This is a genomic window from Celeribacter naphthalenivorans (genome assembly GCF_020524585.1).
In the GTDB taxonomy this organism is placed as follows: domain Bacteria; phylum Pseudomonadota; class Alphaproteobacteria; order Rhodobacterales; family Rhodobacteraceae; genus Celeribacter; species Celeribacter naphthalenivorans.
Genome location: NZ_JAIVLK010000009.1, coordinates 1 through 25,921, shown reverse-complemented (window position 1 = coordinate 25,921; position 25,921 = coordinate 1). Strand labels below are relative to the sequence as shown.

Sequence of the window (25,921 nt, the reverse complement as noted above, 5' to 3'; positions counted from 1 at the left end):
AAACCGCCCACATATCTCTTCGTTCATCTATCAATTTCAAAGAGCAAGAGACAAAAACCAGACCAGTGCGCCCTAAACTTAACGGCGCGCCCGCCCAGATCTGCCTCAAATTTTCTGCCTCGCTTCCCGTCCAAGCCACCCTCTCGAGCACCCCGGCCAGTCCGTCTGGCGTCCCGTGCTGCGCTGTCTGCGCCGCCGGTGAAGGGGGTTCTAAGGCGTGTCACTCAAACCCGCAAGCGCTTTTTAAAAGAAAAATGAAAAAAGATGCGCCTCCGGCCTGCACCCCCTTATTTTACTGGCTTCGTCGCATAATTTTTTTGCACCCTTTCTGCTGAGTATCATGCTTTCCCCGCTTGGCAGCCCTGAATCAGAGGGCAAATCAGCGAGTCACCTGGGCTGAATCGGCCCGCAACTCTCCCTATAGGTGCAAATCAACGCAAATTGCCCCAGCGTAAGGCGAGTGATTTTTATGAATCGGGGCTGACTCGACCGGAATCAGAGGTGAATCAAAGGTGAATCGGACTGAAGCGCAGGTGACACGCGCGTGAAACGCCCAGTTTGCGAGTCACCCAAGCCTCAAATGCCGAAATTCCGGGGCACCCAAAGGAAAAGGGCGAGGTTTCCCCCGCCCTTTCTCTCGAACCACATATATATGTCGCTCTTATATATGCGCGCGTCACGCGTAGCGGACCTCGTCGTCGCTTTCGCTCTCCAGTGGCTTCAGCGCATTGATCGCATCATCCAGGGACACGGCGCCCAGCGACTCGCCCGTGCGCGACACCACAGGACAGGTATGATCCGGCGCCTTGGTGAGTTTCGGCAAAGCCTGTTCAATCGACATGCCGCCTTTAAGCGTCTCCCCCTGCCCCGTCGCGCCCTTGCGGGCAATCGAACGCAGACGCACGACCTTGGCGCGGTTGATGTCGCGAATGAAGTCGGTGATGTAATCATCCGCCGGCTTCATGATGATGTCCTGCGGATCGCCGGACTGGATGATCTGGCCATCGCGCAGGATCGCAATCGAGTCGCCGATGTTCAGCGCCTCGTCGAGATCGTGGGTGATGAAGATGATCGTCTTATGCAGCTCTTCCTGCAATTCGAGCAGGATCGACTGCATGTCAGTTCGAATGAGCGGGTCGAGCGCCGAGAAGGCCTCATCCATCAAGAGAATGTCCGCATCCGTCGCCAGTGCGCGGGCCAGGCCCACACGTTGCTGCTGACCGCCCGAAAGCTGCGAGGGGTATTGTTCCTCAAAGCCCGCAAGCCCGACCCGGTCGAGCCACTTGCGCGCCCGCTCGTCGGCCTCCCCCTTGGCGACGCCCTGAATCTCAAGACCGTACATCGCGTTTTCCAACACGGTGCGGTGCGGCAACAGGCCGAATTTCTGGAACACCATCGACATCTTGAAACGGCGCAAATCGCGGAGCTGCTCGGACGACATCGCCAAAACATCCTCACCGTCGATCCAGATCTCGCCCGAGGTGGGCTCGATCAGACGGTTGAGATGGCGAATGAGCGTCGACTTGCCCGAGCCCGACAGGCCCATGATCACCTGAATCCCACGCGCGGGAATATCGAGGTTGATGTTGTTGAGCCCCAAAGCGTGGCTGTGCTGATCCATCAGCTCCGGTTTGCCCATCCCCGCTTTGACGTGGTCCAGCGCACGCGCCGGCTTGTCGCCGAAGATTTTGTAGAGATTGCGGATGGAGACTTTGACCTCTGTCGTATCCGTCATATCAGTCATGGCCACTCTCCCGATACGCTTGCAGGCGCTTGCCGTAGGTCTGGCTCACCCGGTCAAAGATGATCGCCAGCGCCACGATGGCGAGGCCGTTCATCAGGCCCAGCGCCAGATATTGATTGGAAATCGCGCGCAGCACGGGCGTGCCGAGACCTTTGACGCCAATCATCGAGGCAATCACCACCATGGAGAGCGCCATCATGATCGTCTGGTTCACCCCGGCAAAGATATTGGGCAGCGCCAGCGGGATCTGCACGCCAAAGAGTTTCTCACGCGCGGAGGCGCCAAAGGCCTCAGCCGCTTCCATCACATCTTTATCGACAAGACGAATACCCAGATTGGTCAAACGCACGATGGGCGGGATCGCATAGATACACACGGCCAAAAGCCCCGGCACCTTGCCGATGCCCAAAAGCATGACCACGGGGATCAGGTAAACGAAAGACGGGATGGTCTGCATCACGTCGAGGATCGGCGTGACGATACGCTGCGCAATATTAGAGCGCGCCATCAGGATGCCGATCGGAATACCGACCGCGATACAGACGAATGTCGCGACGGAAATCATCGCAAGCGTCGCCATCGTGTCTTCCCACATGCCGAAATATCCGATCACGAGAAAGGCAAGGATCGTGCCCACGGTGATTTTCCAGCTGCGCGACCCGAGCCAGGCCAAAAGCGCAATCGCTCCGATGACCAAGGGCCAGGGCGCATTGGTCAAAAGGTGCTCGAACCAGATCAGAAACTTGAGAAGGGGGGAGAAGAAGGCTTCGAGGCTTTCCCCAAAAGCCCGCGAAAATGTGCGAAAACCGTCATCCACGGTTTGCCGCAAGGTCGAAAGGTCACGCCGCCCAAGCGACGGAAATTCGATGAGCCAGTCCATATAGAATGTCCTTATATAAGGTGAAGCAAACGCGAGGGGCCGCATCCTCGGACACGGCCCCTTTGATCTGCGTGACCGCTCTTAGAGAGCGTCCTTCACTTTTTCGGCGATCTCTTCCGGAACCCACTGGGTCCAGATGTCTTCCTTGGTCGCGAGGAATTCAAACGCCGCGTCTTCACCCGTCGCCTGGTTCTCATTCATATAGACCAGCATGGCGTTCATCTCGTCGCCCGGGAACACGCGGTTCTCGAGATAGCCCATGGTCACCGCATTCTCTTCGGCGAATTGCGCCGTCACAACGGAGTGCACCACGGATTCGGTCCAGCTCGACGGCTGCGGATCGGCACATTCGTCCACGGATTTCACCATGCAGCCGTCCCAGTTCTCGGTCCCGGCCCAGTCTGCCTCAAACGGCAGCATCTGAAGGTCGTACTTGCCGATGACGGCCGTCGGAGCCCAATAGTAGCCAAACCACGGCTCATCGCGGTTCACCGCCTTGGCGATGGACCCGTCAAGACCGGCGGCAGAGCCCGGATCGACGAGGACCCAGCCTTTTTCTTCCATATCGAACGCACGGAACATATTGGCGTTGGCCAATTGGCAACCCCAACCTGCCGGACAGCCCATGAAGGCGCCTTTGCTTTCGTCCTCGACGTAGGGGACCAGTTCCGGATGCGCGAGCATCTTTTCGACCGTGTCGATCTCCGGGTGATCTTCCTTGAATTTCTTCGTGACCCACCAGCCTTCGCCGAGACCCGTGATCGGACCTTCGAGGGCGGAGACCATGCGGCCTTCTTCAACGGCCTTCGCCAGCGGCTCACGCACAGCGTTGACCCAAAGCTCCGGCGCCAGGTCCGGCTCGCCTTTTTCATTCATCGAGGTAAAGGTCGGCGTGGTGTCACCAGAAATGATGTCCACATCGCAGCCATAGCCTTCTTCGAGAATGATCGCATCGACATTGGCGAGAAGAGAGGCCGAGGCCCAGTTCATCTCGGCAATGGTGACACTGCCACATTCATCCGCCGCGAAAGCGCCGCCAGCCATAGTGCCCAGAGCCAGAACGCTGGCTGCAAAAAGTTTATTATTGTTCATAAGGGGGACTCCCGCTTACTTCGTGTGTGTTCCCCGGTCGACGCATCTTTGGCGTCCCTGTGACCGGCCACCACCCCGAATTGGGCGATTTCTCCGCGCTTGCCGTTCGTGGCCCATCAAAGAGCGCCTCAGCCCCCTCCTCTCCTATGTATGAAGAAGACCCTGAGGCACGATCCGGCGGAGCGTGGGCACAAACCAACATATCACGCCCCGTGATGCAAGCCGTGTTCTGTCGTGATGATCCCGTGATGTCACGTCAGGCCCGAAACATCATGAAAATGTCATGATCCGCACAAGAGTTGCGCCAAGAGCATGGGCGCACTATCAGTCATGCACCAAACCGCTCTCTCATATATAAGGACAGGACATGGCCGCCGACCGCACACTTACGGATGCCGCCGAGCGCGAGAAATCGAAACGCATCGGCGCGCTGGCAGAGCTCTGGCCCTTCATCCGCCCCTACAAAGGCCTGATGGCCGCCGCTCTCGTGGCTTTGGTGATCACCGCCTGCATCTCCCTGATCCTGCCCATCGCAGTGCGTCGGGTCGTGGACGGGTTCCAAAGTGCGGGTGTGGTCCTCTTGGATCAATATTTCGGCGCGGCTTTGATGATCGCGGGCGCTTTGGCGCTTGGCACCGGAATGCGCTATTACCTTGTGACCCGGTTGGGCGAACGCGTCGTCGCCGACATCCGCAAGGCGGTGTTTGACCGCATGATCCGCATGTCGCCCGCGTTCTACGAGAACATCATGACCGGCGAGGTGCTGTCGCGGATCACCACTGACACCACGCTTATTCTCTCTGTCATCGGTTCGTCTATTTCGGTCGCGCTGCGCAATGCGCTCATTATGGTGGGCGGTCTGATCCTGATGCTCTTCACCTCGGCGAAGCTCACCGGGCTGGTTCTGTTGATCGTGCCCGTGGTGATCGTGCCGATCATCGTCTTGGGCCGACGCCTGCGCAAACTGTCGCGCGAGAACCAGGAATGGATCGCGTCCTCCTCGGGCACCGCCTCCGAAGCCCTTCTCTCCGCCCAGACCGTTCAGGCCTTCACCGGCGAGGCGCAACAGGCCGCGCGGTTTGATGAGGTCACCGAGAAAAGCTTCACCTCCGCCCACACCCGCATCAAAACCCGCGCCGCGATGACCGTCATCGTGATCGCGCTGATTTTTTCGGGCGTTGTTGGCGTGTTGTGGATCGGCGCGCGCGATGTGCGCACCGACGTGATGAGCATCGGCGAGCTGGTGCAATTCGTGATCTACGCCATCATGGTCGCGGGTGCTGCGGGCGCGCTCTCCGAGATTTGGGGCGAATTGCAGCGGGCTGCGGGCGCCACCGAACGTCTGGTCGAACTCCTATCCTCCGAAGACCCGGTCAAAGACCCGGCACAGCCCCTGCCCGTCCCGGACCCCGTGAAAGGCGCCGTCTCTTTCAACGATGTGCGGTTCTTCTACCCGTCGCGCCCGACCACGCCCGCGCTCGATGGGGTGTCCTTTGACATCCAACCCGGCGAAACCGTGGCGCTCGTCGGGCCTTCGGGGGCCGGGAAATCGACGATCATCCAACTGCTCCAGCGGTTCTACGATCCGCAAGAGGGCGTGATTTCCATCGACGGCCAGCACATCTCCGACATGGCGCGGGGGGACTTCCGTCGTCACATCGCGCTCGTGCCGCAAGATCCCGTGATCTTCGCCGCCTCCGCCGCCGACAACATCCGCTTTGGTCGCCCCGAGGCCTCCATGGAAGATGTCGTTGCCGCCGCCAAGGCCGCCGCCGCCGATGAGTTCCTCTCGAAACTGCCCGAAGGCTACGAGTCCTATGTCGGCGAACGTGGCATCATGCTCTCAGGCGGGCAAAAGCAACGCGTCGCCATTGCACGCGCCATCCTGCGCGATGCGCCGATCCTTTTGTTGGACGAAGCCACGTCCGCGCTCGATTCCGAATCCGAGCAATTGGTGCAGAAAGCCGTCGAAGACATGGCCCGCACCCGCACCACGATCATCGTCGCCCACCGTCTGGCCACCGTGAAAAAGGCCGACCGCATTCTGGTCTTCGAAGACGGGCGCATCGTTGCCACCGGGACGCATGAGGAATTGATTGCCGAGGGCGGGCTTTATGCGCGTCTTGCCAAGCTGCAATTCACCAACGGGATTTAAACCTGCGGGGAGAACGCCGAAAATTTCCCGTTTTCATTCGGTTACAATCGGGGGATAGTCTCGGGTAACACATTAAACAGGAGATGAGTGATGGGACTGTTCAGCTTTGTAAAAGACGCCGGCAAAAAAGTATTCGGCAAAAAAGAAGAAGAGGCCGATGCGGATGCCATCCTGGCCGAGATCAAGGCGCTCGGTCTTGAAGCCGAAGGCATCGAGGTCGCGATGGACGGCGACAAGGTCGTGCTTGGCGGCACCGTGACCGATCAGGTCACCAAGGAGAAAATCATCATGGCCGCAGGCAACGTCGCAGGCGTCGCCGCCGTCGAAGACACGCTTGCGGGTGCCGATCCGGTGTTCCACGAAGTGAAAAAAGGCGACACGCTTTGGGCCGTGGCCAAAAACGCTCTGGGCGACGGCAACCGCTACATGGAGATTTTCGAGGCCAACAAGCCGATGCTCTCCGATCCGGACAAAATCTACCCGGGCCAAATGCTGATCATCCCGCAGGGCTGATCGCAGGTCACACCATAAAAGACATGAGGGCGTCACATCATCGTGGCGCCCTTTGTTTTGCGCCGCTGTGCTTATGAAAGTCGCGTTTCACACCGTTCCCCGCAATTGTTCACGCCCTTCATTATTTCCATTTCGGAAACAGTTGTTTGGATAATGGCAAACAAACACTATAGCTTTGATCGAATATTAACGAGTCAGCGGGCTGTTGATTGTGGATATGCAAAACAGGCAGGAATGGCTCGAGGAAAAGATCACCGAGCGGCTGTTGACCGACCGGCTCAGCCCCTATGACACGCTCCAAAGCCTGATGAATACCCCCGACGCACCCGACCCGATGGAAGCGGTCTTCGCCCTGACCACCGTGGCCGCCGATTTGTCGGGCTGGCAGGAAGCCGGGCTTTATGATCTGTCAAATCGCTGCTTCGCGGCGGCCACGCTTTTCATTTGCGAGCTATGGGCAGCGGGCTATCGGCTTGATCCGCCTGAGGAATGAGCCATCATAGGGCAAGGGCGGCAAACGCCCGGACCTAAAAAAGGCGTCGCGATGTTCGATATTCTAAGAAAACCGCTGTTGTTCTTTCGACGCTATTATCATGCGCTCTGGCTGCGCGTGACGCTCTATGCGCTGTTGTCGCTGTTGGTCTCTCTGATCACGCTCGTGCTGCGCAATTACATGCCTGAGGAGTTGAGCCAAAGGATCGACACAGGGGCCGTGATGCCGGTTCTGACCATTCTCGCCTCGTCGATGCTGGCGGTGTCGACCTTTACCCTCAACGTCATGGTCAGCGCGCATAGTTCGGCGGCCAGCACCGCGACGCCCCGCATTCACCGCCTGCTGCTTCAGGACACCACCACGCAATCGGTGCTCGCCGCCTTCATCGGCGCGTTCATTTTCGCACTCAGTTCGATCATCCTGTTTCGCACCCGTCTTTACGGCGATGACGAGGCCATCGTCGTCATGGCGATCACCATCCTCGCCGTGGTCATCATCATCGTCGCCATGCTGCGCTGGATCGAACATCTGAGCCAGCTCGGCAGCATCGACAACAGTCTCGATCTGGCCGAACAGGAAGCCCGACGCAGCATGACGACGCTGCGCAAAGAGCCCGCTTTGGGCGCCAATCTTCTGACGCCGGAGACGGTTTTGCCGGAGGACACGCGAGCGCTTCGAGCGCCGAAAACCGGCTATATCCAATTCGTCGACACCCGTGCGCTCAATGACTGCGCGGGTGAGGCCGGGTTGATCTATGTGCTGCAACGCCCGGGGCAATTCGTTTTGGAAGGGACGCTTTTGGCGCAAGTCTCCGGCGTCTCGCCCGAGATCGGCATGGCCGCGATGGCCCGCGCCTTTGTCATCGGCAAAAACCGCACCCATGAGGTCGATGCGGAATTCAGTCTCACCACATTGTCGGAGATTTCCTCGAAAGCCCTCTCCCCCGGCGTCAACGATCCCGGCACCGCGATCGACGCGATCGGCCGCTTGACCGCGCTGTTCTGGGACACGGCTCAGGTCGAAGTCAATGAGACCACCCGCGCGCCGCGCGTGTTCTGCCCGCCGCCCTCGTCGCAGGCCCTGATCGACGCCGCCTTTGCCGCCACCGCCCGCGACGGCGCCGGACAGATCGAAGTCACCCGTACCCTGCGCCATAGCCTGCTCGCGCTTGCCGAGGCCAAGGACACGGCTCTGGCGGATGCTGCGCAAGACATGGCCGAACGCGCCTTGGACTACGCGCGCGCGGCGCTTCCACTTGAGAGTGAGAAAGCGGAGTTGGAAGGCGTCACGGCTCAGAGCTTTTCAGCGCCAAACGCCTAACCCCGCCACGCGCGTGCAAACCGGATCAGGCCCCAAAACTCCGTTGGATCAGGGCTTTCGGCTCAAATCAATCTGGGCCTGTAGCGCGTCCGCGAGACAGGAACTATACGCGCGCACCTGATCCACATGCCAAAATGCGGTGTCGAACACGCGGGCAAAATCATATTCAAACCGAGGACTGTTCTGGTAGTCCTCACTGCTCAGCACGGTTTCAAGCGGGCTTTGAAACGGCATCGGCGCCCCGGACAATTGCCCGGCGGCCACCGCAACACAGGTCTCGACCTCCCCCGCACAGGCGCTTTCACAAAAGCGTACAATAGGCTGCCAGGCCGGAACCTTGGGGGCATAGGTTTTCATCAGAGCCTCTGTCTCCGGACCTTCGCGCCACCGACCTGGATGTGGCGGGGCCCACACGATCCGATCCGTTGGTGCCACTTGTGGCAACCCATCCACCTCCTTGGCCGTCCCAGTCCACAACATATGCGGAAGGCGTGCCGAGCCCTGATAGGCCGTCCCCCCGGATTTGAGCGCCAGAATGGATTCGACATAGAGATCCCGCGTGGCGGCGGGCGCATTGGGGGCGGTGGCGATGATATCGATCACATCTTCAAACGCCCCGGAGGCCATATACCCCGGCAGCGCATTGGACGCGGCATAGGGTTCGCCCAATGCAAAGAGGCTGCGCAGCCCCTCTGCCTTTTTCTCCATCACACCGATGTCCAGAAACGCCTGCGCCAGAGGCACATCCACGGCGGCGGCCTCCATCCAGCTTTTGCCAGACAGCCCACCGGGTCGCCGCATCAAGGCCACACGCGCTTTGCGCTCCAGAGACGCGGTTGCGTGGCGATGAAGATGCGACAGGCGGTCGAGACGGGCCAAAAAGATTTGCGCCGCGCGGTTCTCAGAGCCAGACAGATCGGCAAGGGCCGTCAGAGCCTCCAAATCTTCGCCCGCAAGCCAGCTTTCAAGCGCCGACTGAAACGCCGGATCTTCCGCACCGGGCAAGGGCGCGGCCTCTTGGGCGAATGCCGGCAGAGACATCACGGACAGGCTTGTCAGACACCACAGGAAAAGGTTTTGGCAAAGGCTTTGGAAAAACCGCATGGCTCAATCCTCATTCAAAGAGATGCCCCCTTGAGAGGCCTTGGGGCAAGTTTCCTATAGCTTTTCCACCACCACGGAGCCGACCGAATACCCCGCCCCAAACGAACAGATCAGCCCCAGATCGCCCGCGTCCATCCCATCGTGATGCTGCGCGAAGGCAATGATCGAGCCAGCGGACGAGGTGTTGGCGTAGTCTTGCAGGATGTTCGGTTGCTCTTCCGGCTCCGGCGTGCGGCCGAGGACCTTTTTGCCGATGTAATCGTTCATCGACTTGTTCGCCTGATGCAGCCACATGCGTTTGAGCGTCGTCGGGTCCTGCCCCTCCTCGTCCATATGCTGCGCGATGTGCTGCGAGACCAAGGGCAGCACCTCTTTGAACACTTTGCGCCCGTTCTGCATGAACTGCATGTCGCGGCGGTCGGCCATCTGGTCATGTGCGCGGCGCAGAAAGCCGTTGTTGTTGCGGATGTTGTTGGAGAACTGCGTGGCGCAGCGGGTGGAGAGCACTTTGAACTGCGGCTTGGTGGCCACGCCGGAGGCTTCCAGCAACACGGCGGTCGCCACATCGCCAAATATGAAATGACAATCCCGGTCGCGCCATTCGAGGTGGCCGGAGGTGATCTCCGGGCAGAGCACCAGCGCGCGTTTGATCGAGCCCGCGCGGATCATATCGGTCGCGGTCTGGATGCCGAAGGTGGCGGAGGAACAGGCGACATTCATGTCGAAAGCAAAGCCGCCAGCCCCCAGAAGCGCCTGAATTTCCACACCCATCGCCGGGTAAGCGCGCTCCATATTGGAGGCTGCACAGAGGATCAGATCGATGTCTTGCGCCTCGACGCCCCCCGCAGCCAGCGCCTGCTTGGCGGCATCGACGGCCATTTCCGCCATCATCGACGGTTCCTCATCCGAACGCGACGCGTAACGCGGGCACATGCGGGTCGGGTCCAGAATGCCGTCCTTTTCCATCACATAGCGGCGTTCGATGCCCGAAGCGGCAAAGATGAACTCAGAAGACGAATAGCTCTTTGCCTCCACCGTTCCCGCCGCAATCGCGTCGGCGTGCTCGGCATTGTAGAGATCGACATAGGCGTTGAAGGCCACCACCAGCTCATCGTTGGAAATCGAATAGGGAGGGGTAAAAACACCCGTGCCACTGACCACTACCTCTTTCATCTCACCGCTCTCCTGCCGTATGCGTAAGTCAGCGCACCCTAGTCAGGCAAGACGTCCACGTCCACCATTCCCAGATCACGGATCGACAAGGTGACGTGGCGTCGGGATGATGTGCGCACAATATGACGCTGCGTTGCGGGGCGGATGCGGTCTCTTGCACGGGGGGCGCTTTGCCAGCATCATGCTCGCGAGGAGACGAGGCCCGGCACAAGCAGCGCCTCGATAAGGATAAAAGGGAGGAAGCGATGCCATCCGATTTCAGTTCGCTCAATGCGCGCAATCTGATCGAGGCAGAAATGCCGTGGGAGGCCCGCGATGTGCCCACCACGATCTACGAACGGCTGGTGAAAACCGCCACGGCCTTCCCGGATCGTCCGGCCTTTTCCTATCAGATCACGTCAGGTCCAAAGGACAAGGCGGAGACAATGACCTGGCGCGAGACGCTGGCCAAAAGCATCCAGGCTGCCAATATGTTCCGCGCGCTTGGCGTCGGCGAAGAGGACGTCGTCGCCTATATCATGCCCAACGCCAATGAGACGGTGCTGACCTTTCTGGGTGGCATGATCGCGGGGATCGTCAACCCGATCAACCCGCTTCTGGAACCCGAACAGATCGCAGCCATCCTGCGGGAAACAAACGCAAAAGTCGTGGTGACGCTCAAGAGTTTCCCGAAGACGGATGTGGCGCAAAAGGTCGCCGAGGCGGTGCGTCACGCGCCCAATGTCAAATCGGTGCTCGAGGTCGATCTCCTGCATTACCTGACGCCGCCCAAAAAATGGATCGTGCCCTTCATTCGTCCGAAAAACGACGACGCGCGGGCGCATCACGCCGATATGCTCGATTTCAACACCGAGCTGGCGAAATACCCCGCCGACCGTCTGACGTTCGCGGATTCGACCGGGGACCGCGTCGCCGCCTATTTCCACACTGGCGGCACCACCGGCATGCCCAAGGTCGCCCAGCACAAGTATTCCGGCATGCTCTACAATGGCTGGATCGGCTCGCGCCTGTTGTTCACCGAAGAAGACAACATCATGTGCCCGCTGCCGCTGTTCCACGTCTTCGCCTGTCAGGTGATCGTGATGAGCCAATTGGCCTCCGGCGCGCATGGGGTCTATCCGACGCCTGCGGGCTATCGCGGCGAGGGCGTGTTCGACAATTTCTGGAAGCTCTGCGAGCGCTGGAAAATCTCTTTCATCATCACCGTGCCGACCGCCGTGTCCGTGCTGATGCAGCGCAAGGTGGACGCCGATATTTCTTCGGTGAAAATGGCCTTCTCCGGCTCCGCCCCCCTGCCCGTCGAGCTGTACAAACGCTTCGAACAGACCGCTGGCGTCGAAGTGGTCGAGGGCTATGGCCTGACCGAGGCGACCTGTCTCGTCTCCGTCAACCCGGTGGGCGGCGTCAAGAAAATCGGCTCTGTCGGCATTCCTTTCCCGCATACGGATGTGAAAATCCTGCGCCACACGGCAGAGGGGCCGGTGGAATGCGGTGTCGACGAGGTTGGCGAGATTTGTATCGACAGCCCCGGCGTCTTTGCCGGTTCGACCTATACGGAACAGGATAAGAATCACGACCTTTTCCATCATGACGTCTACCTGCGCACGGGCGATTTGGGCCGCATTGATGAGGATGGCTACCTCTGGATCACAGGGCGCGCCAAAGATCTGATCATTCGCGGCGGTCACAACATCGACCCCGCCGAGATCGAAGAGGCTCTGGCCGGACATGACGCCATTGCCATGGTGGGCGCAATCGGCCAACCCGATGCGCATTCCGGCGAGCTGCCCTGCGCCTATGTGGAGCTGGTCGAAGGCGCTACGGTCACCTCGGACGACCTCATGGACTACGCCAAGGTGCATATCCACGAACGCGCTGCGATCCCGAAATATGTCGAGATTCTGGACGAACTTCCGAAAACCGCCGTGGGAAAAGTGTTCAAACCGGACCTGCGCAAGCGCGCCATTACACGCATTTATAATGCGGCTCTTGAAAAGGCCGGGCTTGAGGCGCGCGTGGTGAATGTGATCGACGACAAGAAACGCGGTCTCGTCGCGCAAATCTCTTCGGAGGCAAAGTCCGAAGCCGATCAGGTCAGCCAAGTGTTGGGGCAATTCACCAACCCCTGGGAATGGGCCGCCTGAGCCGGGGCCACACCGCATTTACCTCCCGAGCTTTAACCTATGTCAAAGCCCCTCATGGGGCTTTGCGCATATTTAACGGCACGCCTTGCGTCAACTTTTCCGAAAACCTGCGGCGATTAATCAAATTTCAACGTTTGTTGGCCACGATTGTGCCCAGATCGCCGCATAGCCTGAAGTCAGACGCTTCAAAATAACTTCTTGAAATAGCCTCAAGGATCAGAGGTCTCAAAACGATCCCGACCCCGTCTGAGAAAGACATGCCCGAAAGGAATGAATATGATTGCCGGATTGCTTCTTCTCTCTTTCCTCACCGCCTCGGCTGTCACGGCTGTGGGCATCGGCATGGTGGGTTTGCCGCTTTGGACCGGTTTGATCCTGTTCCCGATCATTGGCTCGGCCACTCTTCTCGCCGCCTCCGTTCTGGTCTTCGCGCACCGTGCTGCGGCCCAGAATCACGCGACAGAAGCACAACAGGACGAACACGCCCTCGCCTGAGACGGTTCGAACAACACGCCCTTTCAACATCTGATGGATGTGATGACTTCGCGTTCCCACGCGAGGTCTTTTCCATTTCAGGCAAAGCCATTCTGATAAGAGCGGCACAGACCGCGCGAACCGCTCATATCCCCTATTCAAAAACGGTCAGGGGCCTGCGCGGCGCCAAAGGCACCTCCTCAACAGACAGTCTGCCATCACATTACGGGCATCCGAGGCATGCGCTGAACGGCAGAACGTAGCCAGCTCATACGATGCATCTGCGTAAATCTAATGAAAAATGGTGCTGCTGGAGAGAATTGAACTCTCGACCTCTCCCTTACCAAGGGAGTGCTCTACCTCTGAGCTACAGCAGCGCCGGGGTGCGTCGGGTGCGCTAAGTCACCGTCGCCGTGGGCGGCTAATTAGACGTGATCGCGGCGCGGTGCAAGCGCAATTTCCAGAAAAAATCATCCTCGGGCAAAGTTTCTTTTTCAGCCGCAGCTTTCCACCGCGATGTCTCTTCCCCACTGCCGCCCGCAAAGCCCAGACTCCACTCGAGTTTTGCAGCCTGCCCCGCGTCGGCTTACAGAGCCCAAACATGCTATTGGCTGACTTTGAATTCGCTCGAATAGACCAACGCTTCGATCTGCCATCCTACTGCGTCGATATCAGGATAGGCACAGTCGAAAAAGTCGCCGAAGAGAGTGGCTGTCACCGGTTGGTTCTCATGGGGCTCACGCGGCAATAGCGCGTCCCTTTTGTCCTCCCAAAATTCCTCTGTCTCCGTGATGACCCGCAAGAGAGGCAGTTCGGCTTTGCCGCCGGGAACAAGTGTGATTTTGGTTGCGGTGTATCCTCTGGAAGACGCAGTGAGTTCCCCTTTGGAATTGATCCGGATTCCTAGGCTCAGCGTTTCAGCTCATTCCCAGCCATCCGAGATGCGAGTAAAAAAGACAAGGGGCTGATTGGACGTCTCATAGGAAAAACAAATGTCGCGCTCGGAGAGGTTCGCGACCGAGATCGTGAGCGCAATCTCTCGCGGGGACAATTTTTTGGCGGAGACGATCTCCAGCGACACGTCCTCCCGACTGATCGCCGGGGCGTCATCGCCCGGCGCGGGGATCCCGATCGTCATCTGGCACCCGACGAGCAGAAGGGTTGAGAGGAATATGGAGGTTTTCAGCATTTAAGAAAACCCTATGAGGCAGTTTCATGATTTTCGGCCGCTCTGAGCGACGCACATAGCCATCAGTCCAAATCAACCCCATCCAGATTTTATACCGAAGCGTCAAACCCTCCCGCGCGGCGTCATCGAATTTGTTTCTCACGAGAGCGAGGGCACGACCGGGGTCCTTGTGGTCTCGCCAGTTTTCACCATCGTCATCGACGCCGAGGATTTGATGGTAGAGTGCGTGCTTCCCGCGCGACGCGCCCCCCCCCAACGCATTCGCAGTGGGCTCTGAAAGCCCCGTCGCGCGACTTGGATCGGCACGGCTCAGCTGATCCGAGAAAACTGTTCGCCAAGCCCTGTGAACGCCTTTGTTATCCTCGGCGTCTGTTATGAAACCTGCTCGGCTTTCGTCAAAATGATGCGGTGAGCATTTGCCTTCCAATGTCCTCCCGTACGTCCACGCCGATTTCACAACGTCTTTCACAGCGACGTTAACAACGACTGCGGGTCGCAGCGTTTCACTTTCCCGCATCGCCCCCCGGCGACCTTCCCCAGCAACACTGGACGAGGCAAGCGGCATTGGCTACATGGGAGACCATGGACAACAAGACCGATCCCTCACGGAAACCTGCGAAACCCGCGCCGAAAAGCCGGGATGAGCGCTTGAAAGCGGCGCTGAAGGCCAATCTTCAGCGGCGCAAGGCCCAAGCGCGCGCGCGCACCAGCTCCGATGAGAGCGACGACGGCAAGGACGAGTAAGGCAAGAGCATGGATTCTATTCTGGTGCGGGGCAACGGGCCTCTGAAAGGTGACATCGAGATTGCGGGGGCGAAAAACGCCTGTCTCGCGCTGATGCCCGCCACGCTTTTGTCGGATGAGCCGCTGACGCTGACCAACGCGCCGCGCCTGTCGGACATCAAGACGATGACCGCGCTTTTGGCCTCTCTTGGGGCCGAGGTGACCGCGCTGCAAGAGGGCAAGGTGCAGGCCATGTCCTGCCACGGCGAGATCAACCCGGTCGCGGATTATGAAATTGTGCGCAAAATGCGGGCCTCGAACCTGGTGCTCGGCCCCCTGCTCGCCCGTCTCGGCCATGCGGTCGTCTCGCTGCCGGGCGGCTGCGCGATCGGTGCGCGTCCGATGGATTTGCACACCACGGCGCTTGAGGCCTTGGGCGCAGAGATCGAATTGAAAGACGGCTACCTGCACGCCAAGGTCAAAGGCGGTCGCCTCAAGGGCGCCGTGCATAAAATGCGCTTCCCCTCTGTGGGCGCGACGGAGAACTTCCTGATGGCCGCGTCGCTGGCCAAAGGCACATCGGTTCTCGAAAACGCCGCGCGCGAACCGGAGATCGTCGATCTGGCCGATTGCCTTAATAAAATGGGCGCGCAAATCGAGGGCGCGGGCACCTCGCGGATCGAAATCCAAGGCGTTGACCGCCTGCACGGCGCGACGCATCCGGTGGTGACCGACCGGATCGAGTTGGGCACCTTCATGTTGGCGCCTGCGATCTGTGGCGGCGAAGTGACCTGTCTGGGCGGCAAGCTGTCGCTGGTCGAAAGCTTTGTCGAAAAGCTCGAACTGGCGGGTGTTTCCGTCGAGGAAAACGAGCGCGGCCTGACCGTGTCGCGCAAGAACGGCCGGGTGAAAGCCGTCGATGTCACCACCGAGCCCTTCCCCGGCTTTCCCACCGACCTTCAGGCCCAGATGATGGCGCTTTTGTGCACCGCCGAGGGCACGTCGGTGTTGGAAGAAACCATTTTCGAGAACCGCTTCATGCACGCCCCGGAACTCATCCGAATGGGTGCGAACATCGAGGTCCATGGCGGTCACGCGACCGTCCATGGCGTCGACAAACTCAAAGGCGCGCCGGTGATGGCCACCGATCTGCGCGCCTCTGTTTCGCTCATTCTGGCGGGACTGGCGGCGGAGGGCGAAACCGTGGTCTCGCGGGTTTACCACCTCGACCGCGGCTATGAGTTCATCGAGCGCAAGCTCTCGGGCATCGGCGCTCAGATCGAAAGGATCAAAAGCTGATGGTCGAAGACGCGAGATTCGAAGACGGTGGTGAACGCCCGTTGGCATTGAAGGCGATGGATGCGGACGATCTGACGGTGATCTCCACGCTGGTGCAGGATGCCATCGTGCCGATGGGAGAGATTTCCTATGACACAGGCCGCCGCCGTTTCGCGTTACTGATCAATCGCTTTCGCTGGGAAGACGTTGAAGCCGCCGAACGCCGGGGCCGTCCGGTCGAACGCGTGCAGGCGGTTTTGCTCTTTGACGACGTGATGTCCGCGCGCTCGACGGGGGTGCCCTCGGGCGACAAGGACATGATCCTTTCGCTGCTGTCGATCAGCTTTGCCGCAAAAGAGGACGGTATGGGGACGGTCGAAATTACTCTGGCCGGTGACGGCACGATTGCGCTTGAGGTCGAGGCGCTGGATGCTACGCTCAAGGATGTCACACGGCCCTATGTGGCGCCGTCGCACAAGGTGCCACACCACAACGAGTAAATCAGAACCATTGAAATAAAAGGATATTTCATGAAGAATTTTCTTATTGCTGGCCTTTTGGCTTGCACATGCGCCACAAGTGCCTCTGCTGGTAAAGTGACAGGCACCTACCCGATCGACAAAGATTTTGCGCTACATGAACTGAACTGGAACCCTCGCGGCACGACGATCATCCGCTGGGAGGTCATCAATGACAACGGCTATATTGCTGTCTGCGGCGGCTACTCTTCCACGGGCGGAGGCACCACATACAAGGCTTCTGGAGATTTTCTTGCATCGGCCGGCGTTAAGATGAATGGCGAATCGATCCTCAAAAATCTGCGTTATTTTGCCAAGCTGAAAAGCAATCAGCAAAGTATCGGGCACGTTGGCGAGGTCTCCAACTGTGTTCGCACCGGAACGCCTGCCCCCAAAGCCAATGCGTCTTTCGAGCTTTATTCGACGAAAACCGATTTCCGCTACTAATCCAGTGCTGGCTTCGCGAGGTCGCTGAGCCTCGCGAAAGCCTATTCGAGAATAAGTTTCACCACATGCGCTCAACAACTTGAGCGTCGCGCAAACCCGCGCTATGTCGATCCCCAAACGTGTGCTTCTGGCGCGCTGTGCCCCGCTTGGCCTCTGTTTTCAGGCCAAATGCAGGGCGCATTAAGGAGACCGACATGCCCCACTTCCTGTCCACAACGGATACTGACTTCGAGACCCGCTTTACCGCGCTTTTGACTATGAAGCGCGAGGACAGCCCGGATGTCGACGACGCCGTGGCCGCGATCATCACCGACGTGCGCGCGCGGGGCGATGTCGCAGTCTTGGAGCTGACCGCAAAGTTCGACCGGATGGAGCTGACCGCCGACAAGCTGCGGTTTTCCGAGGAAGAAATCGACGCGCTTTGCGCTCAAGTCTCCGCTGAGGAACGCGAGGCGCTGGAACTCGCCGCGCAACGTATCCGCGCCTATCACGTCCGCCAGATGCCCGATGATCAGATGTGGACCGACCCGGACGGCGCCACTTTGGGGTGGCGCTGGACGCCGGTCTCGGCCGCCGGCCTCTACGTGCCGGGCGGGCTGGCCTCCTACCCGTCGTCTGTCTTGATGAATGCGATTCCTGCGAAAGTGGCCGGTGTAGACCGCCTCGCCATCACCGTGCCGACCCCTGACGGGGTGGCCAATCCGCTCGTGCTCATGGCCGCGCGCATCGCAGGCGTCGACGAGATTTACCGCATCGGCGGCGCGCAAGCGATTGCAGCACTTGCCTATGGCACCGACACCATCGCGCCGGTGGATAAGATCACCGGGCCGGGCAACGCCTTTGTCGCCGCCGCCAAACGCCGTGTCTTTGGCAAGGTCGGCATCGACATGATCGCGGGACCGTCGGAAATTCTGGTCATCGCCGACAAGCACAACGACCCGGATTGGATCGCCGTCGATCTGATGTCTCAGGCTGAGCACGACGAAAGCGCGCAGTCCATTCTGATCACCGATGACGCCGACTTTGGCGTGGCTGTCGCCAAGGCGGTCGAGAAGCGCCTTGAGACGCTCGAACGCCGCAAAATTGCAGGCAAAAGCTGGGAAGATTTCGGCGTGGTGATCACCGTGCGCGATCTCGATGAAGCGGCCAAGCTGTCGGATCGTTTCGCCCCCGAACACCTCGAACTTTGCGTCGAGGACCCGGATGCGCTGTCCGCGAAAATCCAACACGCCGGTGCGATTTTCCTGGGCGCTTGGACGCCCGAAGCGATCGGCGACTATGTCGGCGGCCCGAACCACGTTCTGCCGACCGCGCGCTCTGCACGTTTCTCGTCGGGCCTGTCGGTTTTGGACTTCCTCAAACGCACGACATTGGCCAAGATGTCCCCCGAGGCGCTCAAGGCCATCGGCCCGGCGGCGGAACGTCTGGCGAAATCCGAGAGCCTTGAGGCGCATGGCCTCTCTGTGCGGGCGCGGCTGGACCGGTTGAACGCAGGCGAAGACTAAGAGGGTGTGATGAGCAAACTGATCGCCGTTGAGATCGACGACGCAGGGCTGGCAGCGCCCACGCCCGAGATCGAACAGGAACGCAAAGTTGCGATTTTCGATCTGCTGGAGGACAACTCCTTCACCCTGCCTGCACGCGAAGACCGCGAGGTGCCCGAGGGGCCGTTCAAGCTTGGGCTGGCGATCCGCGAGCGGCGTCTGGTGTTCGATCTGAGTACCGAAGCTGGTGACAAAGCGGCAGAGTTTCACCTCTCGCTCGGGCCGTTCCGGCAGGTCGTGAAAGACTATTTCCAAATCTGCGAAAGCTATTTCGACGCTGTCAAAAAGATGCCGCCTTCACAGATCGAGGCCATCGACATGGCCCGGCGCGGCATTCACAACGAAGGGGCGCGGGTGCTGCAGGAGCGGCTTGAAGGCAAGGCGGAGGTCGATATCGACACAGCGCGGCGGTTGTTCACCCTGATTTGCGTGTTGCACTGGGGGTAAGGGCGTGGCGGCAGAATTCCCTCATTCGGTTCTGTTCTGCTGCGACCACAACGCGGTGCGCTCCCCCATGGCGGAAGGCTTGATGAAGAAATTCTACGGCAGCAAGGTCTATGTCCAATCCGCAGGCGTGCATTCCGATCTCGATGTCGATGGCTTTGCGGTCGCGGTCTGTGACGAGCTGGGCGTCGAGCTGCACCGCCATCAATCCCGCTCCTTCGACGATCTGAAGGAATGGGGCGACGACATTTCCTCCTACGATCTGATCGTCGCGCTCTCGCCCGCCTCCCAGCGCCAAGCGCTTGAACTGACACGCTATTACCACCTCGATGTGGAATATTGGCCGATCATGGACCCGACCGGCATCGGCGAGACGCGGGACGCGAAACTCGATGCCTACCGTCAGGCCCGCGATCAAATCATCACCCGGATGCAGGCCCGTTTCGGCCCCGCTCACACTTAAACCCCCCATCTCTTCAAGGATCTTCCCATGACCCAGAACCGCGCTGACACGCTGGCCCTGTTGACCCGCTATTACAACGCTTTCGCGGCCCATGATCACGCCACCATGCTCGACTGCCTGACAGACGACATCGAGCACCGGATCAACCAAGGCCCCATCGAGCACGGCAAAGAGGCCTTCGCCGCCTTCATGGTCACGATGGACACCGCCTATCAGGAAACGCTGGCCGAGATGGTGATTTTCGCCAATGACGAAGGCACCCGCGCGGCCTCCGAATTCCGCGTGCTGGGCAAATACCTGAAAACCGCCGAGGGCTACCCGGAGGCGCACGGCCAATCCTACGACCTGCCCGCGGGCGCATTCTTTGACATTCGCGACGGCAAAATCGCCCGCGTCTCGGTCTATTACAACGCCGAGGATTGGGTGGCGCAGGTCTCCTGAGGAGGGCAGCATGACGCTGAGCTTTCGCACCCTGAAAGGCCCCGAGGTCGAGGCCGCGCTGGACGATCTGGCGCGGCTGCGGATCGCTGTGTTCCGCGAGTGGCCCTATCTCTATGACGGCTCGCTCGACTATGAGCGCGACTATATGGCGAGTTACGTCGGCAATGACCGCGCCGTTCTGGTCGCGGCGTTCGACGGTGAGCGCATTGTCGGGGCGGCGACCGGATCGCCCCTCGCAGAACATGCCGAGGACTTCGCCGCCGCCTTTGCCCATGTCGATCTGCCGATGGACAGCGTGTTCTATTGTGCAGAATCGGTGCTTTTGCCCGAGTATCGCGGGCATGGTGCAGGGCACGCGTTTTTCGACGCCCGCGAAGCCCATGCCCGGACCTTGGGGCTGAGCTATTCGGCCTTTTGTTCGGTCATGCGCCCGGAAAATCACCCCTTGCGTCCCAAGGGCGCGCGCAGTCATGATACATTCTGGCGCAAACGGGGGTATGTGCCGATGGAGGGCGTGATCGCGCATTTCGCCTGGAAAGACGTGGACGAGACGGAAACTTCCGATAAGTCTCTGCAATTTTGGGGAAAACCGCTTTGAAACTGATCGCATTCTCGTGGCAGCCCGATTGGGCGCAAACACCGGATCATTGGCTGGATCGCTACCGGGCGGCCTTGGCCGTCGCGGATGCGGACCGCGATTCTCTGGTGGTTTTCCCGGAATATGCCGCTTTGGAGGCCGCGTTTTATGGCGATGTCTCTTTGGATGCGCGCGGTTGGATGACTCGCGGCGCCGACCATTTCGACGCCTATTGCGATGGGATTCGCACGCTTGTCGCCGAGACCGGCGCCACCATCCTTGGCGGGTCCGGATTCGCACGCTCTGGCGAGCAAATCGTCAATCGCGCGCTGTTTTGTGGCCCGGAGGGCGAAGGTTTCGTCGAGAAACGCACCCCCACGCCCTATGAGCGCGCCATCGACATGGCCGCCGGTGCCCCTACGCCACTGTTCGAGACACGCTTTGGCAAGGTCGCGGCGCTCATCTGTTACGACAGTGAATTCCCGCTCTTGTCGCGTCGCTATGCCGATGCGGGCGCCGAGATTCTCTTGGTGCCCTCCTGCACCGACACCGAACATGGCGCGATGCGGGTCGAGATCGGCTGCCGCGCGCGGGCCCTCGAAGGTCAGATGATCGTCGCCATGTCGCCTCTGGTGGGCGAAGTGCCGGAATGCGAGGTCGTCGACGTGAATTTCGGCCAGGCGGGCATTTTCGCCCCCCCCGATGGCAGCTTCCCGGCCTCCGGCATTCTCGCCACGGGCACCAAGCATTTCCAAAGCACCGCCGTGCTCGACACTTTGACCGAGTCGGTCGCGGAGGCCCATCGGGGCGGTGCCGTCAGCGTCAAAACCCACTGGCCAGAGACCGAAACCGGACGTGAAACAGGTGAGAAAGCGGTCGAAACGCTGAAATTCATCTAAATCCACCTTGAAATTGCACCGTTAAAGGCGCATTTACGAGCGCGCCCGTACATTTGGCGGGTGAAACAACAATGGAGTGACCATGGCCAAGGAAGAAATGCTCGAATTTCCCGGTGTCGTTAAGGAACTCCTGCCGAACGCGACATTCCTGGTCGAGCTGGAAAACGGCCATACGATCATCGCGCATACGGCAGGCAAAATGCGGAAAAACCGCATCCGTGTTCTGGCTGGCGACAAAGTGCAAGTCGAAATGACCCCCTACGATCTGACCAAGGGTCGGATCAACTACCGCTTCCGCTGAGCGGTTCTGGCTTCTATGAAGCTTATTCTCGGTTCAGGCAGCCCGCGCCGGAAGGAACTTCTGGCGCAGCTGGGCCTTACCCCCGACGACATCCGCTCTCCCGACATCAATGAGGACCCGGTTCGGGGCGAATTGCCTCGGCCCTATTGCGCGCGCATGGCGCGGGAAAAGGTTCTAGCCGTGCCACGGGCGGCGGATGAGGTCGTGCTTTGTGCCGACACCACGGTGGCCTTGGGCCGCCGCATCATGGGCAAACCTGTCGATGAAAAGGAATGCGCCGCATTTCTTTTGGCCATGTCCGGGCGCCGTCATACGGTGATCACCGCCGTGGCCGTCGCCCATGGCGACCGCGTTTGGGAGGCCGACGTGGTGACCACCGTGAAAATGAAACGCCTCTCTGACATGGAGCTGAACAGCTACCTCGCCTCGGGCGATTGGCGCGGCAAAGCGGGCGGCTACGGCATTCAGGGCCCCGCAGGCGCTTTTATTCCCTGGATTCAAGGCAGCTATTCCGCCGTCATGGGCCTACCCGTGGCAGAGACGGCCAATTTGTTGATGGCTGCGGGCTATCCGATCTATGGAGCACACTCATGAAGGGTACCGTTATCGCCTTGGGCGAAGTTCAGGGCAAACGCGCCGCCGCCTTCATCCGCGACGGCCAGCTCGACGATTTTCTGGTGGACGCGGGCGAGGATGCCCCCCCTGCCCCCGGCGCGATCTTTCGCGCCAAAGGCGGGCGTAGTCTCAAAGGCATGGGCGGCGCTCTTCTGGACCTGCCGAATGGCGAGAAAGCCTATCTGCGCGGCAACAAGGGGTTGAAACCCGGCGCGCCGATGCTGGTACAAGTCACCCATATCGCCGAGGAAGGCAAAGCCGTCCCCGTCACCACACGCGTGCTGTTCAAATCGAAATTCGCCATCGTCACGCCGGATGCGCCGGGCCTGAACATTTCGCGCCAAATCTCGGAAGATGAGGAACTCATTCGCCTCCACGATCTGGCCGCAGAGGGCATGGAAGGCGCCGACGAGACGCTCGGTCTGATTCTCCGCTCGGCCTGCGAGGGCGCGACGGACGGTGAGATCGCCGAAGACATCGCCGCTATGCGCGGGCTTTGCGAAGCCGTGCTGGCCGACATCTCGGGCGAGCCGGAGCTTTTGGTGGATGGATCAGACGCCTGGGAGGTCGCTTGGCGCGACTGGCCCAAAGCCGACATCTTTGACGACAGTGACGATGCCTTTGACAACCACAGCGTCCATGAGCTGATCGACGCGGCGCTTGACCCGCGTGTGCCGCTGAAGGGCGCGGGCTCCATGTTCATCGAACCCACCCGCGCGCTTGTCGCGGTTGACGTGAACACCGGCGGAGACTTTTCCACCGCAGCGGGGCTGAAGGCCAATATCGCTCTGGCGCGCGATCTGCCGCGTCAATTGCGTGTGCGTGGCCTTGCGGGGCAAATCACCCTCGATCTCGCCCCCATGGCCAAGAAAGACCGTCGCCAGTTCGAACACAGCCTGAAAGCCGCCTTCAAACCCGAAGGCCACGACACGGTGCTGGCCGGCTGGACCCCGCTCGGGCATTTCGAGATTCAGAAAAAGCGTGAGCGCGTGCCGATTGCCGAGGTCCTGCGATGAGCTGCCCGATCTGCGGCAAAGACACCGCGCAGAAATACCGTCCCTTTTGTTCAAAACGCTGCGCCGACGTCGATTTGGCGCGTTGGATGAACGGCTCCTACGCCGTCCCCAGTGGACGCGAAGAGGACCCGGAAGAGATCGCCGAGGCGATGGAAGAGGCTTTGCGCGACCAGCTTGAGTCTCTGACGAAAAAACCTCACTAAAAGCGTTTCGAGTAAAATCTAAATCACGGATTCAGTGTGAAACTCCCACAACATTTACGAGTTGCACAGCGTTTTTCTTTGTCCCTGTCTCAGATAAAAAGAAAAACGCTTTAAGTGGCAATTTTCCTCTGGACAGTCCCGCGCCCCCCGACTAGAACCCCGCTACCCGAACGAGATGTCGTTCCGCGAGAAATCGCTCAACGAGAAACCGTTCCCCGTGCCCGGGTAGCTCAGGGGTAGAGCAGTGGATTGAAAATCCTCGTGTCGGTGGTTCGATTCCGCCCCCGGGCACCATTCCTTAAGCCAACGCATTGATATCGCTCAGTTTCTGTGAAGTCTGGCGAAACTGTAGGACATGGCGTATGACAATTCGGTTCCCTTTTCCTTCCGGAAGAACGGAATCTTTTACTTCGAAAGGCGTGTCCCAAGCGACCTGAGACGCCACTATTCGTCCTCTAAGATTTCCCATTCTCTCAGAACAAGATCCGCCGCTGTAGCGTCTTCGCGTTCAATGAGAGCTGCACAGCAAATTAATGATTAACGGGCTTTATGAAATTGGTTTTCAGGGCCCGCCTCACTTCTATGCGCACGTTTAATTTTGCGCCCTCAGCCATTGGCCTTCCCGGGCGCAAAATGGCGTTCAAAGCACGCCCCGCCCTTCCCCAACCTTTCGGCAATCTTCACGTCATGCAGCGGTGCCTCTTCTCCTGCCCCCATCTCAAGAGAGAGCTTCCAAGACAATCTGCAAACTGCGTGTTTCTGCTACAGACAGAAAATATTTACCAAATATTTGCCAAAACCCAATTGCCACTTGAGGCGTCACATGCATTGTTGCGACCCGTGTACCGAAGTCAGAGAGAAAGAATTTGCTTTCCGCTCTGGCATCGCGTCAAAAGTTTGGTCGCGCCGGCTCAAGGGCTGTTTTGTGCGCAATTTCAGGGGACAGTAAGGCTATTATGTCAAATGAATTTTCAAGAGATTTTTCTATCAAACAACGCACGGTACTGATCGCATCCGCTTCGGTTTTGGCACTGATGCTTGGCCTCGGCGGCCAGACCGCGACCGCTCAGGATTTGTACTGGGATGGGACCGGCGGCCTTGTGGGCACAGGCGATGCCGACGGCGGCGGCGGCCCTTGGGACAGTTCGGAAACAAATTGGGACGACGCTCAAAGCGGCGGCAACAGCGTCACCTGGACCGACGGCGCCAATGCGATTTTCGGCGGACAAGACGGCGGTAGCGTCGCCGTCGACGCCGCAGGCGTTTCCGTGAATGACATCACCGTAACGGCCACAACCGACTCGACCACCGACTATACGTTGACGGGCTCCGGCGAAATTTCCGCCGCCGATGGCGACATGGCGCTGACAATCGAAGACGGCCAGACCCTCGTGCTCGACACCGAAATCAACGACGACAGTGGCGCCGCCAACCTGACCGTCACCAGTGGCGGCGCGGGCACGACCGGCACGCTGGACATCTCTGGCAACGGCAGCCTCGATTTCGATACGATTGACATCGAAGGTGGCGCCAACGTCGAGAACACCGGCGCGATCACAGCGGACAATGGCACAAATGTGGGCGCAGCGGACGGAGAAACCACCTCCCTCACCAACAACAGCACAGTCAACGGCGACGTCACAATCACCAGCGCCGACACGGGCAACGCCACCGTCACCAACACCTCCGGCGCGACGATCGACGGCGATGTCACTGTGGGCACGGCCGATGCCACGGGCTCCGCGACACTCGGCAACAGCGGCGCCGTCACCGGCACTGTGACCGTTGATGCCAATGGCGACTTCACCATGGATGACGGCAGCGTCGCAGCCCTGATCAACAACAGCGATGGCACCTCGACGATCACTGGCGGCACCGTCACCGGCAGCACCTCCGTTTCGGGCGGCACGGTCACTTCTTCGGGCACTCTCACCGGCGGCGCGACCATCACCGGCGGCGAGCTCAACATCACCGCAGGCACCTCCGGCGACATCGACAACCAGAGCGGCACGCTCGACATCGACGGCGGCGACATCGGCGCAATCACCAATGCCGACACGCTTGAGCTCGGCGGCGGCACCGTGGCCTCCGTGACCCAGAGCGCAGGCTCCACGACCGTCGACGGCGACACCACCGTCACCGGCACGACAGACATCAACGGCGGGACCTTT

The 25,921-nt window shown here is 59.8% G+C and carries 27 protein-coding genes, 2 tRNA genes and 1 pseudogene; 23 read left to right on the top strand and 7 right to left on the bottom strand.

Annotated features, from left to right (window positions below; genetic code table 11):
- Nucleotides 1-676: 676 nt before the first annotated feature.
- The 3 genes from LC094_RS18340 to LC094_RS18330 all read right to left on the bottom strand — a co-directional run bounded on the left by LC094_RS18340 (nucleotide 677) and on the right by LC094_RS18330 (nucleotide 3,716).
- Entirely contained in the window at nucleotides 677-1,735 is a 1,059-nt protein-coding gene (locus LC094_RS18340) for a quaternary amine ABC transporter ATP-binding protein (protein ID WP_226554253.1), read from the bottom strand.
- Nucleotide 1,736: 1 nt separating this feature from the next.
- Complete coding sequence (locus LC094_RS18335; RefSeq protein WP_226554252.1) at nucleotides 1,737-2,624, bottom strand: ABC transporter permease; 888 nt, start codon at nucleotides 2,622-2,624, stop codon at nucleotides 1,737-1,739.
- Between the two features lie 81 nt (nucleotides 2,625-2,705).
- Entirely contained in the window at nucleotides 2,706-3,716 is a 1,011-nt protein-coding gene (locus tag LC094_RS18330; protein WP_226554251.1) for an ABC transporter substrate-binding protein, read from the bottom strand.
- A 367-nt stretch (nucleotides 3,717-4,083) separates the two neighbouring features.
- Between LC094_RS18330 and LC094_RS18325 the strand changes: the two genes are divergently transcribed.
- The 4 genes from LC094_RS18325 (at nucleotide 4,084) to LC094_RS18310 (ending at nucleotide 8,197) form a co-directional block, all read left to right on the top strand.
- The gene (locus LC094_RS18325; protein WP_226554250.1) at nucleotides 4,084-5,871 is read left to right on the top strand and encodes an ABC transporter transmembrane domain-containing protein; all 1,788 of its coding nucleotides are present in this window, start codon (nucleotides 4,084-4,086) and stop codon (nucleotides 5,869-5,871) included.
- Nucleotides 5,872-5,961: 90 nt separating this feature from the next.
- A complete protein-coding gene (gene lysM, locus LC094_RS18320; protein WP_226554249.1) occupies nucleotides 5,962-6,384 on the top strand; it encodes a peptidoglycan-binding protein LysM in 423 nt (140 codons plus the stop codon).
- Nucleotides 6,385-6,601: 217 nt separating this feature from the next.
- Entirely contained in the window at nucleotides 6,602-6,877 is a 276-nt protein-coding gene (locus tag LC094_RS18315) for a hypothetical protein (protein ID WP_226554248.1), read from the top strand.
- Nucleotides 6,878-6,928: 51 nt separating this feature from the next.
- Nucleotides 6,929-8,197, top strand: coding sequence for a DUF2254 domain-containing protein (locus LC094_RS18310; RefSeq protein ID WP_226554247.1), 1,269 nt, complete (start codon nucleotides 6,929-6,931; stop codon nucleotides 8,195-8,197).
- Nucleotides 8,198-8,245: 48 nt separating this feature from the next.
- On the opposite strand, the gene LC094_RS18305 is transcribed toward LC094_RS18310, so the two are convergent.
- Nucleotides 8,246-9,301, bottom strand: a complete 1,056-nt coding sequence (locus LC094_RS18305) for a hypothetical protein (RefSeq protein ID WP_226554246.1) — start codon at nucleotides 9,299-9,301, stop codon at nucleotides 8,246-8,248.
- Between the two features lie 54 nt (nucleotides 9,302-9,355).
- A complete protein-coding gene (locus LC094_RS18300; protein WP_226554245.1) occupies nucleotides 9,356-10,474 on the bottom strand; it encodes a beta-ketoacyl-ACP synthase III in 1,119 nt (372 codons plus the stop codon).
- A gap of 245 nt (nucleotides 10,475-10,719) precedes the next feature.
- Here LC094_RS18300 and LC094_RS18295 point away from each other — a divergent pair, with 245 nt between their 5' ends.
- Entirely contained in the window at nucleotides 10,720-12,618 is a 1,899-nt protein-coding gene (locus LC094_RS18295; protein ID WP_226554244.1) for an acyl-CoA synthetase, read from the top strand.
- Nucleotides 12,619-12,894: 276 nt separating this feature from the next.
- Nucleotides 12,895-13,113, top strand: a complete 219-nt coding sequence (locus LC094_RS18290; RefSeq protein ID WP_226554243.1) for a hypothetical protein — start codon at nucleotides 12,895-12,897, stop codon at nucleotides 13,111-13,113.
- Nucleotides 13,114-13,394: 281 nt separating this feature from the next.
- Here the strand turns inward: LC094_RS18290 and LC094_RS18285 are convergent.
- Both LC094_RS18285 and LC094_RS18280 read right to left on the bottom strand, forming a co-directional pair.
- A tRNA-Thr gene (locus LC094_RS18285) sits at nucleotides 13,395-13,469 on the bottom strand.
- A gap of 545 nt (nucleotides 13,470-14,014) precedes the next feature.
- Nucleotides 14,015-14,230 (bottom strand): hypothetical protein, encoded by a 216-nt coding sequence (locus tag LC094_RS18280; RefSeq protein WP_226554242.1) that lies wholly within the window; start codon nucleotides 14,228-14,230, stop codon nucleotides 14,015-14,017.
- A 633-nt stretch (nucleotides 14,231-14,863) separates the two neighbouring features.
- On the opposite strand from LC094_RS18280, the gene LC094_RS18275 reads away from it, so the two are divergent.
- The 17 genes and pseudogenes from LC094_RS18275 to LC094_RS18200 all read left to right on the top strand — a co-directional run.
- A complete protein-coding gene (locus tag LC094_RS18275; RefSeq protein WP_226554241.1) occupies nucleotides 14,864-15,025 on the top strand; it encodes a hypothetical protein in 162 nt (53 codons plus the stop codon).
- A 9-nt stretch (nucleotides 15,026-15,034) separates the two neighbouring features.
- Nucleotides 15,035-16,303, top strand: coding sequence for a UDP-N-acetylglucosamine 1-carboxyvinyltransferase (murA, locus tag LC094_RS18270; protein WP_226554240.1), 1,269 nt, complete (start codon nucleotides 15,035-15,037; stop codon nucleotides 16,301-16,303).
- Nucleotides 16,303-16,782: a DUF2948 family protein gene (locus LC094_RS18265; protein WP_226554239.1), complete on the top strand. Its 480-nt coding sequence runs from the start codon at nucleotides 16,303-16,305 to the stop codon at nucleotides 16,780-16,782. The genes murA and LC094_RS18265 overlap by 1 nt, the downstream gene beginning before the upstream one ends.
- A gap of 30 nt (nucleotides 16,783-16,812) precedes the next feature.
- Nucleotides 16,813-17,247, top strand: a complete 435-nt coding sequence (locus LC094_RS18260) for a hypothetical protein (protein ID WP_226554238.1) — start codon at nucleotides 16,813-16,815, stop codon at nucleotides 17,245-17,247.
- A gap of 194 nt (nucleotides 17,248-17,441) precedes the next feature.
- Nucleotides 17,442-18,752, top strand: a complete 1,311-nt coding sequence (gene hisD / locus LC094_RS18255) for a histidinol dehydrogenase (protein WP_226554237.1) — start codon at nucleotides 17,442-17,444, stop codon at nucleotides 18,750-18,752.
- Nucleotides 18,753-18,761: 9 nt separating this feature from the next.
- Nucleotides 18,762-19,238, top strand: a complete 477-nt coding sequence (locus LC094_RS18250) for a UPF0262 family protein (protein WP_226554236.1) — start codon at nucleotides 18,762-18,764, stop codon at nucleotides 19,236-19,238.
- Between the two features lie 4 nt (nucleotides 19,239-19,242).
- A complete protein-coding gene (locus tag LC094_RS18245; protein ID WP_226554235.1) occupies nucleotides 19,243-19,698 on the top strand; it encodes an arsenate-mycothiol transferase ArsC in 456 nt (151 codons plus the stop codon).
- Between the two features lie 27 nt (nucleotides 19,699-19,725).
- Nucleotides 19,726-20,139: a ketosteroid isomerase-related protein gene (locus LC094_RS18240; RefSeq protein ID WP_226554234.1), complete on the top strand. Its 414-nt coding sequence runs from the start codon at nucleotides 19,726-19,728 to the stop codon at nucleotides 20,137-20,139.
- Nucleotides 20,140-20,149: 10 nt separating this feature from the next.
- The gene (locus LC094_RS18235) at nucleotides 20,150-20,737 is read left to right on the top strand and encodes a GNAT family N-acetyltransferase (RefSeq protein ID WP_226554233.1); all 588 of its coding nucleotides are present in this window, start codon (nucleotides 20,150-20,152) and stop codon (nucleotides 20,735-20,737) included.
- Nucleotides 20,734-21,615, top strand: a complete 882-nt coding sequence (locus tag LC094_RS18230; protein WP_226554232.1) for a nitrilase-related carbon-nitrogen hydrolase — start codon at nucleotides 20,734-20,736, stop codon at nucleotides 21,613-21,615. The genes LC094_RS18235 and LC094_RS18230 overlap by 4 nt, the downstream gene beginning before the upstream one ends.
- 82 nt (nucleotides 21,616-21,697) lie before the next feature.
- Complete coding sequence (gene infA, locus LC094_RS18225) at nucleotides 21,698-21,916, top strand: translation initiation factor IF-1 (RefSeq protein WP_009573923.1); 219 nt, start codon at nucleotides 21,698-21,700, stop codon at nucleotides 21,914-21,916.
- Between the two features lie 15 nt (nucleotides 21,917-21,931).
- Nucleotides 21,932-22,510, top strand: coding sequence for a Maf family protein (locus tag LC094_RS18220; RefSeq protein ID WP_226554231.1), 579 nt, complete (start codon nucleotides 21,932-21,934; stop codon nucleotides 22,508-22,510).
- A complete protein-coding gene (locus LC094_RS18215; protein WP_226554230.1) occupies nucleotides 22,507-23,547 on the top strand; it encodes a ribonuclease E/G in 1,041 nt (346 codons plus the stop codon). The genes LC094_RS18220 and LC094_RS18215 overlap by 4 nt, the downstream gene beginning before the upstream one ends.
- Entirely contained in the window at nucleotides 23,544-23,750 is a 207-nt protein-coding gene (locus LC094_RS18210; protein WP_226554229.1) for a DNA gyrase inhibitor YacG, read from the top strand. The genes LC094_RS18215 and LC094_RS18210 overlap by 4 nt, the downstream gene beginning before the upstream one ends.
- A 219-nt stretch (nucleotides 23,751-23,969) precedes the next feature.
- A tRNA-Phe gene (locus LC094_RS18205) sits at nucleotides 23,970-24,044 on the top strand.
- A 61-nt stretch (nucleotides 24,045-24,105) separates the two neighbouring features.
- Nucleotides 24,106-24,291 (top strand): DUF6538 domain-containing protein, encoded by a 186-nt coding sequence (locus tag LC094_RS21665; RefSeq protein ID WP_319003310.1) that lies wholly within the window; start codon nucleotides 24,106-24,108, stop codon nucleotides 24,289-24,291.
- A 493-nt stretch (nucleotides 24,292-24,784) separates the two neighbouring features.
- Nucleotides 24,785-25,921 (top strand): annotated as a pseudogene (locus tag LC094_RS18200) (hypothetical protein); the annotation flags it as partial.

Bases quoted from the DNA above. Each gene is read 5' to 3' on its own strand.
- LC094_RS18275 (WP_226554241.1), top strand. From the start codon at position 14,864: ATGGACAACAAGACCGATCCCTCACGGAAACCTGCGAAACCCGCGCCG.
- LC094_RS18325 (WP_226554250.1), top strand. From the start codon at position 4,084: ATGGCCGCCGACCGCACACTTACGGATGCCGCCGAGCGCGAGAAATCG.
- lysM (WP_226554249.1), top strand. From the start codon at position 5,962: ATGGGACTGTTCAGCTTTGTAAAAGACGCCGGCAAAAAAGTATTCGGC.
- LC094_RS18335 (WP_226554252.1), bottom strand. From the start codon at position 2,624: ATGGACTGGCTCATCGAATTTCCGTCGCTTGGGCGGCGTGACCTTTCG.
- LC094_RS18250 (WP_226554236.1), top strand. From the start codon at position 18,762: ATGAGCAAACTGATCGCCGTTGAGATCGACGACGCAGGGCTGGCAGCG.
- LC094_RS18215 (WP_226554230.1), top strand. From the start codon at position 22,507: ATGAAGGGTACCGTTATCGCCTTGGGCGAAGTTCAGGGCAAACGCGCC.
- LC094_RS18330 (WP_226554251.1), bottom strand. From the start codon at position 3,716: ATGAACAATAATAAACTTTTTGCAGCCAGCGTTCTGGCTCTGGGCACT.
- LC094_RS18340 (WP_226554253.1), bottom strand. From the start codon at position 1,735: ATGACGGATACGACAGAGGTCAAAGTCTCCATCCGCAATCTCTACAAA.
- murA (WP_226554240.1), top strand. From the start codon at position 15,035: ATGGATTCTATTCTGGTGCGGGGCAACGGGCCTCTGAAAGGTGACATC.
- LC094_RS18290 (WP_226554243.1), top strand. From the start codon at position 12,895: ATGATTGCCGGATTGCTTCTTCTCTCTTTCCTCACCGCCTCGGCTGTC.
- hisD (WP_226554237.1), top strand. From the start codon at position 17,442: ATGCCCCACTTCCTGTCCACAACGGATACTGACTTCGAGACCCGCTTT.
- LC094_RS18310 (WP_226554247.1), top strand. From the start codon at position 6,929: ATGTTCGATATTCTAAGAAAACCGCTGTTGTTCTTTCGACGCTATTAT.
- LC094_RS18220 (WP_226554231.1), top strand. From the start codon at position 21,932: ATGAAGCTTATTCTCGGTTCAGGCAGCCCGCGCCGGAAGGAACTTCTG.
- LC094_RS18300 (WP_226554245.1), bottom strand. From the start codon at position 10,474: ATGAAAGAGGTAGTGGTCAGTGGCACGGGTGTTTTTACCCCTCCCTAT.
- LC094_RS18240 (WP_226554234.1), top strand. From the start codon at position 19,726: ATGACCCAGAACCGCGCTGACACGCTGGCCCTGTTGACCCGCTATTAC.
- LC094_RS18260 (WP_226554238.1), top strand. From the start codon at position 16,813: ATGAAGAATTTTCTTATTGCTGGCCTTTTGGCTTGCACATGCGCCACA.
- LC094_RS18315 (WP_226554248.1), top strand. From the start codon at position 6,602: ATGCAAAACAGGCAGGAATGGCTCGAGGAAAAGATCACCGAGCGGCTG.
- LC094_RS18210 (WP_226554229.1), top strand. From the start codon at position 23,544: ATGAGCTGCCCGATCTGCGGCAAAGACACCGCGCAGAAATACCGTCCC.
- infA (WP_009573923.1), top strand. From the start codon at position 21,698: ATGGCCAAGGAAGAAATGCTCGAATTTCCCGGTGTCGTTAAGGAACTC.
- LC094_RS18305 (WP_226554246.1), bottom strand. From the start codon at position 9,301: ATGCGGTTTTTCCAAAGCCTTTGCCAAAACCTTTTCCTGTGGTGTCTG.
- LC094_RS18295 (WP_226554244.1), top strand. From the start codon at position 10,720: ATGCCATCCGATTTCAGTTCGCTCAATGCGCGCAATCTGATCGAGGCA.
- LC094_RS18280 (WP_226554242.1), bottom strand. From the start codon at position 14,230: ATGACGATCGGGATCCCCGCGCCGGGCGATGACGCCCCGGCGATCAGT.
- LC094_RS21665 (WP_319003310.1), top strand. From the start codon at position 24,106: ATGGCGTATGACAATTCGGTTCCCTTTTCCTTCCGGAAGAACGGAATC.
- LC094_RS18235 (WP_226554233.1), top strand. From the start codon at position 20,150: ATGACGCTGAGCTTTCGCACCCTGAAAGGCCCCGAGGTCGAGGCCGCG.
- LC094_RS18265 (WP_226554239.1), top strand. From the start codon at position 16,303: ATGGTCGAAGACGCGAGATTCGAAGACGGTGGTGAACGCCCGTTGGCA.